The sequence below is a fragment of the Trebonia sp. genome, from assembly GCF_049794275.1.
Classification (GTDB): domain Bacteria; phylum Actinomycetota; class Actinomycetes; order Streptosporangiales; family Streptosporangiaceae; genus Trebonia.
The window spans coordinates 1-6644 of sequence record NZ_JBARCR010001116.1; the positions used below are offsets into that span (position 1 = coordinate 1).

General features: G+C 69.2%; 10 protein-coding genes and 1 pseudogene. 5 read left to right on the forward strand and 6 right to left on the reverse strand.

Features of this window, described 5'->3' with window-relative positions:
* Positions 1 to 46 precede the first annotated feature (46 nt).
* Positions 47 to 1156, forward strand: coding sequence for an amidase (locus WA805_RS27730; RefSeq protein WP_422275738.1), 1110 nt, complete (start codon positions 47 to 49; stop codon positions 1154 to 1156).
* Between the two features lie 324 nt (positions 1157 to 1480).
* A complete protein-coding gene (locus WA805_RS27735; protein WP_422279980.1) occupies positions 1481 to 1615 on the forward strand; it encodes a hypothetical protein in 135 nt (44 codons plus the stop codon).
* 215 nt (positions 1616 to 1830) lie between these two features.
* Here the strand turns inward: WA805_RS27735 and WA805_RS27740 are convergent, their stop codons facing one another.
* Together WA805_RS27740 and WA805_RS27745 are read right to left on the reverse strand one after the other, a co-directional pair.
* Complete coding sequence (locus WA805_RS27740; protein WP_425243807.1) at positions 1831 to 2037, reverse strand: CBS domain-containing protein; 207 nt, start codon at positions 2035 to 2037, stop codon at positions 1831 to 1833.
* A gap of 206 nt (positions 2038 to 2243) precedes the next feature.
* On the reverse strand, positions 2244 to 2867 hold the full coding sequence (locus WA805_RS27745; RefSeq protein ID WP_422279984.1) for a TetR/AcrR family transcriptional regulator: 624 nt from the start codon (positions 2865 to 2867) through the stop codon (positions 2244 to 2246).
* 113 nt (positions 2868 to 2980) lie between these two features.
* On the opposite strand from WA805_RS27745, the gene WA805_RS27750 reads away from it, so the two are divergent.
* The 3 genes from WA805_RS27750 (at position 2981) to WA805_RS27760 (ending at position 4227) form a co-directional block, all read left to right on the forward strand.
* Positions 2981 to 3487, forward strand: coding sequence for a universal stress protein (locus WA805_RS27750; RefSeq protein WP_422279986.1), 507 nt, complete (start codon positions 2981 to 2983; stop codon positions 3485 to 3487).
* A 9-nt stretch (positions 3488 to 3496) separates the two neighbouring features.
* Complete coding sequence (locus tag WA805_RS27755) at positions 3497 to 4042, forward strand: isochorismatase family protein (RefSeq protein WP_422326857.1); 546 nt, start codon at positions 3497 to 3499, stop codon at positions 4040 to 4042.
* Between the two features lie 62 nt (positions 4043 to 4104).
* The gene (locus WA805_RS27760; protein WP_422326856.1) at positions 4105 to 4227 is read left to right on the forward strand and encodes a hypothetical protein; all 123 of its coding nucleotides are present in this window, start codon (positions 4105 to 4107) and stop codon (positions 4225 to 4227) included.
* A gap of 36 nt (positions 4228 to 4263) precedes the next feature.
* Here the strand turns inward: WA805_RS27760 and WA805_RS27765 are convergent, their stop codons facing one another.
* The 4 genes and pseudogenes from WA805_RS27765 to WA805_RS27780 all read right to left on the reverse strand — a co-directional run.
* The gene (locus WA805_RS27765; protein ID WP_422280016.1) at positions 4264 to 4434 is read right to left on the reverse strand and encodes a DUF2637 domain-containing protein; all 171 of its coding nucleotides are present in this window, start codon (positions 4432 to 4434) and stop codon (positions 4264 to 4266) included.
* Positions 4435 to 5361 (reverse strand): NADP-dependent oxidoreductase, encoded by a 927-nt coding sequence (locus tag WA805_RS27770; RefSeq protein WP_422279990.1) that lies wholly within the window; start codon positions 5359 to 5361, stop codon positions 4435 to 4437.
* Positions 5362 to 5520: 159 nt separating this feature from the next.
* Positions 5521 to 6168, reverse strand: a complete 648-nt coding sequence (locus tag WA805_RS27775) for a TetR/AcrR family transcriptional regulator (protein WP_425243808.1) — start codon at positions 6166 to 6168, stop codon at positions 5521 to 5523.
* 1 nt (position 6169) lies between these two features.
* Positions 6170 to 6644 (reverse strand): annotated as a pseudogene (locus tag WA805_RS27780) (hypothetical protein); the annotation flags it as partial.

A 6644-nucleotide genomic window follows, 5' to 3' on the forward strand; every position in this document is an offset into this window, starting at 1 on the left:
CACTGGTTCCGGGTGTGGTCCCGTGTCGCACGGTGATAATGGGCCGGTGTCTACGTTTATTAGCCGGCTCGACCGGCCTGGCAGCGGGCCGCGGATCGCTGTAAAGGACGTCATCGACATCGCCGGAGTGCCGACAACGGCTGGCTGCAAGGCGCTGGCCGATACTGCTGCTCCCGCCGCGCGGGACGCAGCTTGCATGGCCGGAGCTCTTGCATCTGGTGCGGCCATTGTCGGTAAGGCCAATCTGCATGAGCTAGCGTTCGGTGCCTCCGGGGTTAACCAGTGGTTCGGCACCCCGGTCAACCCGCTCGACCCTGCCCTGCTGCCAGGGGGATCATCGAGCGGGTCTGCGGTGGCGGTGGCCGAAGGGTCAGCGGACATCGGCTACGGCACCGATACCGGCGGTTCGGTGCGGATCCCTGCGGCGTTCTGCGGGCTGGCCGGCCTGAAGACCACGTTCGGCCGGATCAGCCTGGACGGCATATGGCCGCTCGCGCCGAGCCTGGACACGATCGGTCCGATCGCGGCGGACGTGGCCGGCCTGACCGCCGGGATGGCGCTACTTGAACCCGGCTTCGCGGTCGCGGTAAGTCCAGCCGCCCGCATCGGCCGGCTGCGCCCTGCCATAGGCAAGCTCGACCCTCGCGTGGACGCAGCTGTCGATGCCGTACTCAGGGAGAGCGGCCTGGAGATTGTCGAGCTCGGCGCGGTGGACTGGGCTGGCGCTCTGATGCAGACCTACCTGCTGACCGGCAGCGAGGCCGCCGCGGTTAACGCGAACCTGATGGCCGGCAAGGACGGTATCAGCGGCCAGGTCCGGACATTCCTGGAATCCGGCGCTGCCGTGACCGCTGGTCAGCAGGCCGCCGCCCGCGCCTATCAGCTCGACTGGAAGGCCCTGTTCGCGCAGTTCCTCGGCCGCGTCGACGTGATCGCGCTGCCGACCGTGCCGTTCTTTCCGCCGCCGCTCGCCGAAGCAGAGCAGCACGACTTCCCGCAGTTCACCGCACCAGTAAACCTGGCCGGCCTGCCAGCGCTGGCCCTGCCCGTGCCCAGCGCGCACCGGCTGCCGGCCAGCATCCAGTTGATCGGCCCCGCCAGCGGCGAAGAGCTGCTGCTCGCCACCGGCGCGCTGATCGAGTCCGCTGCTTCCTGAGTCGGCCGGGTCGACCGCTTCTGCAGGCTGGATAGAACCTGGTCAGCTCCAAGTAGATGGGGCCCCTTCCGGGCCTGTTCGTCCGATTCATAGGTCCAGTGCCATCGTTGCAGACACGCCACACCGTCGGCGCGGGCCGCGCGGGGATCGCCCGGTCAAGGGGCCCGGGGGCCGGGGGCCGGCGCCACGCTAAGCCGACCCAGGGTCGGCTAAGGCCCTATCAGCAGGGAAAATAGGGATTTCCTCCAATGCGCCGGGCAGCGCCTTACGGCGAGACTCGGTAGTGACCGGCGAACAGATGGCCGGAAAACCGAGGAGGAAACGATGAACCACCACGTGACGCAGGGCGTACGGTCTCCGCTGGCTCGGATCGGCCGGCGCGTCGCCGCTATCGTCGCCGAGTGCAACTACGCCCAGGCTCAGCTGATCAGCGCGCGGAACACTCCGGCGCGTTTCTGACCCAGGGAAACTAGCACCTGGTGCCCCGCCGGATCCGGACCTGGATCTCGAGCCCCGCTCCTGCACGAACCAGTCGCTCGACGGAAAACCCACGCCCGGCCGGCGGGCGTGGGTTTCCGCGAAGGGTTCGCCAACCCTGGCCGGGTCACCTTGTCTTATACGGCTGCGCCGACGGCCGTGGCGGGCCGGCATCCCTCGAATGGGCCGGGCAGTCATCATCCGCGCGACGTCGTCCAGCTCGGTAACGCCCACACGATGTCCCGCTCGCTGGCGATCCCGTCGACCGACGCGCCATCGGCAGAGATGACCACCGCGCCGATCCGGTGCTCGGCCAGCACCGCGAGAAGACGGCGCACCGTCGTGTCCGGCGGGACGGTGACGACGTGAGCGCCCTTGACGCGAAGCACATCGCTGATCCGCATCCGGCCCTCCCCCAGACATCGGCAAACCACCGTCTGCGTGCTACGGGTACCTCCGCACTAGATATCCCAATCCGCGGTTGCCGGCAAGTGACCCGCGGTGGGCCCGGGCAGCGACCAGGTCCTGACATGATCTCCCGAAGCCAGCGTCATCGGTCCATCAGTTCCTGCTCTCCCCGCGCCGCGGCGAAGAGCGATAGGGCTACGGCCTACGGCGTTCTTTGCCGGAGCAGCGCGTCGATGCCTCGCTGCGCCAGCCATTGCTCGGCCGCGTCCCAGCTCCAGCCGAGGTCGGTGATGAGGGTCCGCCAGGACGTCCAGCCGAACAGGTACCAGAAGACGTCCGCGGCCCGGTTCAGGTCAGGCGACTGGACCGCGCCTAGGTCTTCCAGCCGCCCGGCAAGGGTGCCGAGGGTTTCGCGGTAATAGCGCACGGTGACCTGAAGCATCTCGGCCGCGGCGGGATCGGCCTGGGCGCTGTCGAGCAGGACGGCGACCGCCTTGGCGCGCCTCTCGTTGACCTGGCGGGTTCCGGCGGCGGTCAGCCGGATGACCTCAGCGGGGTCGCTGGTGCGGGCGACAGCGGTCAGTGTTTCGGCGACGTCGGGGTCGCCCGTGCCGCTTTCGGTGATGGCCGCCAGGAGGTGGGGCTTACCGCCGACGCTCGTGTAGACGGTGTTCGCCGCGACCCGTGCCGCCTCGGCGATCTGGGCCACGGTGGTGCGCGCGTACCCCTGGCACGCGAACAACTCCAGGGCCGCCTCGATGATCGCCTCCCGGGTGGCCGCAGCGGCCTGCTGCCGCCGGGGCGAGTTATAGCTGGCTCGGGTCACACAGTCATCCTACCTCTTGACCATTGATAGTAGAGAGATTACTATCAATATATAAAACCTAATCCTAATGGTGGCGGACTCACCCGAAGTCCGCCGGCAAAAGGGGGTTCGCCATGGAGAGATCCGTCATCGTGGGTGTGGATGGCACCGGCGACAGCAGGAACGCGCTAGTCCGCGCAGCCGAGCTGGCCCGGGCGGCCGGCCTGACACTCGTGGTGGTCCATGTCCGGCACATCCCGGTCTTCGCGGAGATGTCATCGATGACCATTGGGCCGGCCAGGCAGAACCTGGACCTGATCGAGGCCGAGGCCCGGCGGGCCTCGGAGGAGGTGCTCCAGGGGACGGGCGTGGACTGGGAGTTCGTCGTTCGCAGCGGCGACCCGGCCCATGCGCTGATGGCCATGGCCGACGACCGGTCGGCTGCGGCCATTGTGGTGGGCGGCCGGCCTCACAATGCGGCCCTGAGCGGCCTGACCGGGTCGGTCGGCGCCGCCCTGGTCCATCGATTCCGCGGCTCAGTGCTCATCGTCCGCGGCGATGACTCTGCGTGGAACGCCGCGAGCGCTTCCGGCCCCGCCCTCCGGGCGGTGTCATCTCAGTCCACCCGCTCCTCAGACTAGGAGAGCACCATGCAGCCGTCCGCTTTGACGCCTGAGAACAGCGCCGTCGTGATGATTGACCACGCGGTCGGATTCGGGAATGTGTTCCGCTCCCATGACCTGTCACTTCACGTCAACAACACCGTCGGCCTGGCGAAGACCGCAGGCGTCTTCGGTATCCCGCTGGTGCTGACCAACGGCGCCGACACCGGCCCCTACGGGCCGCTGTTCAGCGAGCTCAGGGCCGAAACCGGCGACTGGCGCGTGATCGTCCGTGAGGGAAACTTCATCAATGAGGGCTGCGTCCTGGGCAGCGCGCTGGCCGGCCTGGAGCGCGGCTACGAGGTGTACCTCGCGGTCGACGCGACCGCCGGCGAGACCCTCGAGGTCCATCAGGTCGCCGTCCAGCGCATGATCCAGGCCGGCGTCGTGCCGGTGACATGGCTTTCCCTGGCCTCTCAATACCAGGGGAGCTGCACCAACCACGAGACGGTTCAGGGATTCCTCAGCCTGATGACCCAGCACTCGGCGGCATTCGGAATGCTCTTCCAGGGGCAAGCTGTCAGAGCTCGGTGATCGCAGTGCAACTCTCCAGGCAGCACGTAGTTGACCTCTTGCGGCAAGCCAAGTTGACGGAGATGGCCGAAGCGGCCCTGCATGACCTGCCCGACCCGGTCGACCGCGAAGAGGTGGCGGCATGGGGCGGACGATGGAATATCGACATGGATTACTTCATCGACCGAATGGGCGGCAGTCCATGACGGGGTGCCCCAGCACCTGCGCCGAGCGGATGACCATCATGAGCAACTCGCGTAGATCAGCCCGTCCACCGTCAACGGGAGCAGCCGGGCCGACCAGCCCGCCGCACCGTGCGCCCGTGCGAGCTCGTAGGACGCCACGGCCGCGACCGCGGCAATCTCGATCACAGCTCCGGCAGTGACCAGGCAAGCCGGCCAGATCGAGCACAGTCAGCCGATTTGGAGCGCGATCTTGCCTCGAGTGTGCCCGGCCGCGACTCGTGCCAGCGCCTCACGGGCCTGGTCGAGCGGCAGTACCGTTTCGGCCTGCGGGCGAAGTTTGCCGGAATCGACAAGAGCAGCCAGCTGCTCAAGCCGCGGCCGGCCGCCGTGGGCAGCGAATGATTCACCAGTGATGCCCCGCTCCAGCTGAAGCGGAGTGCCCTGCAGGACGATGGAAATCGCCCGGCCGCCGTCGCGGACCGCAGCGAGGGCCTGGTCGCGGGTCTGCCCGCCAGCGCCGTCGAACAGCAGGTCGACTCCGCCAGGAACCACGGCGCGCACCTGCTGAGTCCAGTCGGGGGCGTGATAGTCGAAGACCTCGCCGACACCCAGGCTCAGCAGGTAATCATGGTTGGGCGGGCTGGCCACGGCCACCACGCGGGCGCCCGCGGCCGCCGCGATCTGCACAGCGGCGCTGCCCACGCCACCCGCGGCGGCGGTAATGAGCACGGTTTCCCCGGCCTGCAGCCGCCCCCGATCGACCAGGCCCTCGTACGCGGTACCGGCGGCGATGACCAGCCCGGCCGCCTCCACGAAGTTCGCCTTGCCGGGCATCGGAGCAAGCCGGTCCGCCGAGGCGAGCGCCAGTTCGGCGAACCCGCCTCCGGCCGGGAACAGCACCGCGTACACCCGCTCGCCAGGCTGGACACCGGCTCCGCCGCCGACCGCTTCGACCACGCCGGCGACTTCCTGGCCAGGGACAAACGGCACGGCGAGCCCCGGAAAGCCGCCGCTGAGAAAACCGACGTCCCACGGGCCGACGCCCGCGCCGTGGACTCTGATCAATGCCTGGCCTGCTGCGGGTGCCGGGTCTGGCAGTTCACCGAGTTCGACGCTGTCGATCCCGCTCAGCTGCCGTGCCAGCGCTGCTCTCATGGCTCCGGTCTCCCAACAAGTGCCGCTGCCGCCACCGCGTGACGGCACATGACGCAGTCCACCCTGACACGCCTGGTCAAGTCGTCCTTGCGCGGCTCCACATCAGCGTGCTCGTGCTGCGGGCCACCCATCGCACGACGTGCCGCCAAGTCACCATCACTAAGGGCGGGGAAGTAGCTCCGCCAGCTGTTCGGCTGACATCGACGGCGTGGCGCTGACCGGGCCCGGTGTGCGCAGGCCCGCCAGGTGGATGTCGAGGAACCGCTGCCAGGTGCCGGGCGCGACCTCGCCGGTTGTCTCGGTCAGCCCGCGCATGCCCCAGACCAGTGCCATCACGTCGCCAATGGTCACGCCGGGGTTCAGCGTGCCCGCGGCCAGGGCACGGCTAGTGAGCTCCTGGACCGCGGCGCGGATCTCGCGAGCGGTGGGGCCGTCGGCGCTCCGCTCGAGCAGCAGGTGCGCGTACTTGGCATGCGCGGCGAACAGCGCCCCGAGCCCACGCAGGAACTGCTCGAGACCATCGCCGCCCGGGCACGCCAGAGCTTGCCTGGCCTCGGCCAGCGCCTCGCAAAGAGACAGCCGCACGAGCTCGTCGATCAGCGCGTCCTTGTTGGCGAACCGCCGGTACACGGTGCCAATGCCGACCCCCGCCCGGGCGGCGATCTCCTCCATGCCGGCATCGGCACCGGACTCGCCGAGCACCTCGCGGGCCGCATTGAGGACCCGGTGGTAGTTGCGGACCGCGTCGCGCCGCCCGGGCGGGGACGGGGGCCCCGCCGGGTCGCTCACCGAGGGCTCGCTGGCCACCTCACTCCCCCAGTTCGCTCGCCAGCGTCTCCCCGGCGGCGCTCTCGGCGGTCACTGCGTCCCCGGACATGGCCAGGGTACCGACGGCGGCCGCCTTGGTGGCCGCCGTGCCCAGCCGGCGTTGCGACGGGATCAGCAGTGCGGCCAGCGCGGCCACCGCCAAGACGGCAGCCATGACCCCGAACCCGGTCGTGTAGCCGGCCTGCGTGGGCAGGCCGGACGGCTCCAGCTTCGCGGTGACGATGCTGGCCATCACGGCGGCGCCGATGCTGCCGCCGATCGTGCGGATGTTCGCGTTCATGCCGGTGGCCACGCCGGTCTGCCCAGCCGGCACCGCGGACACGACATTCGCCGACATCGCCGAGAAGGCCAGCCCGAAGCCGATGCCTAGGATGCCGGTAGCGACGTAGATCTCCCATTCCGCCGAGTGCGCGAAGGCGAACATGGCCATCGACACGCAGCCGAAGAGGCAGCCC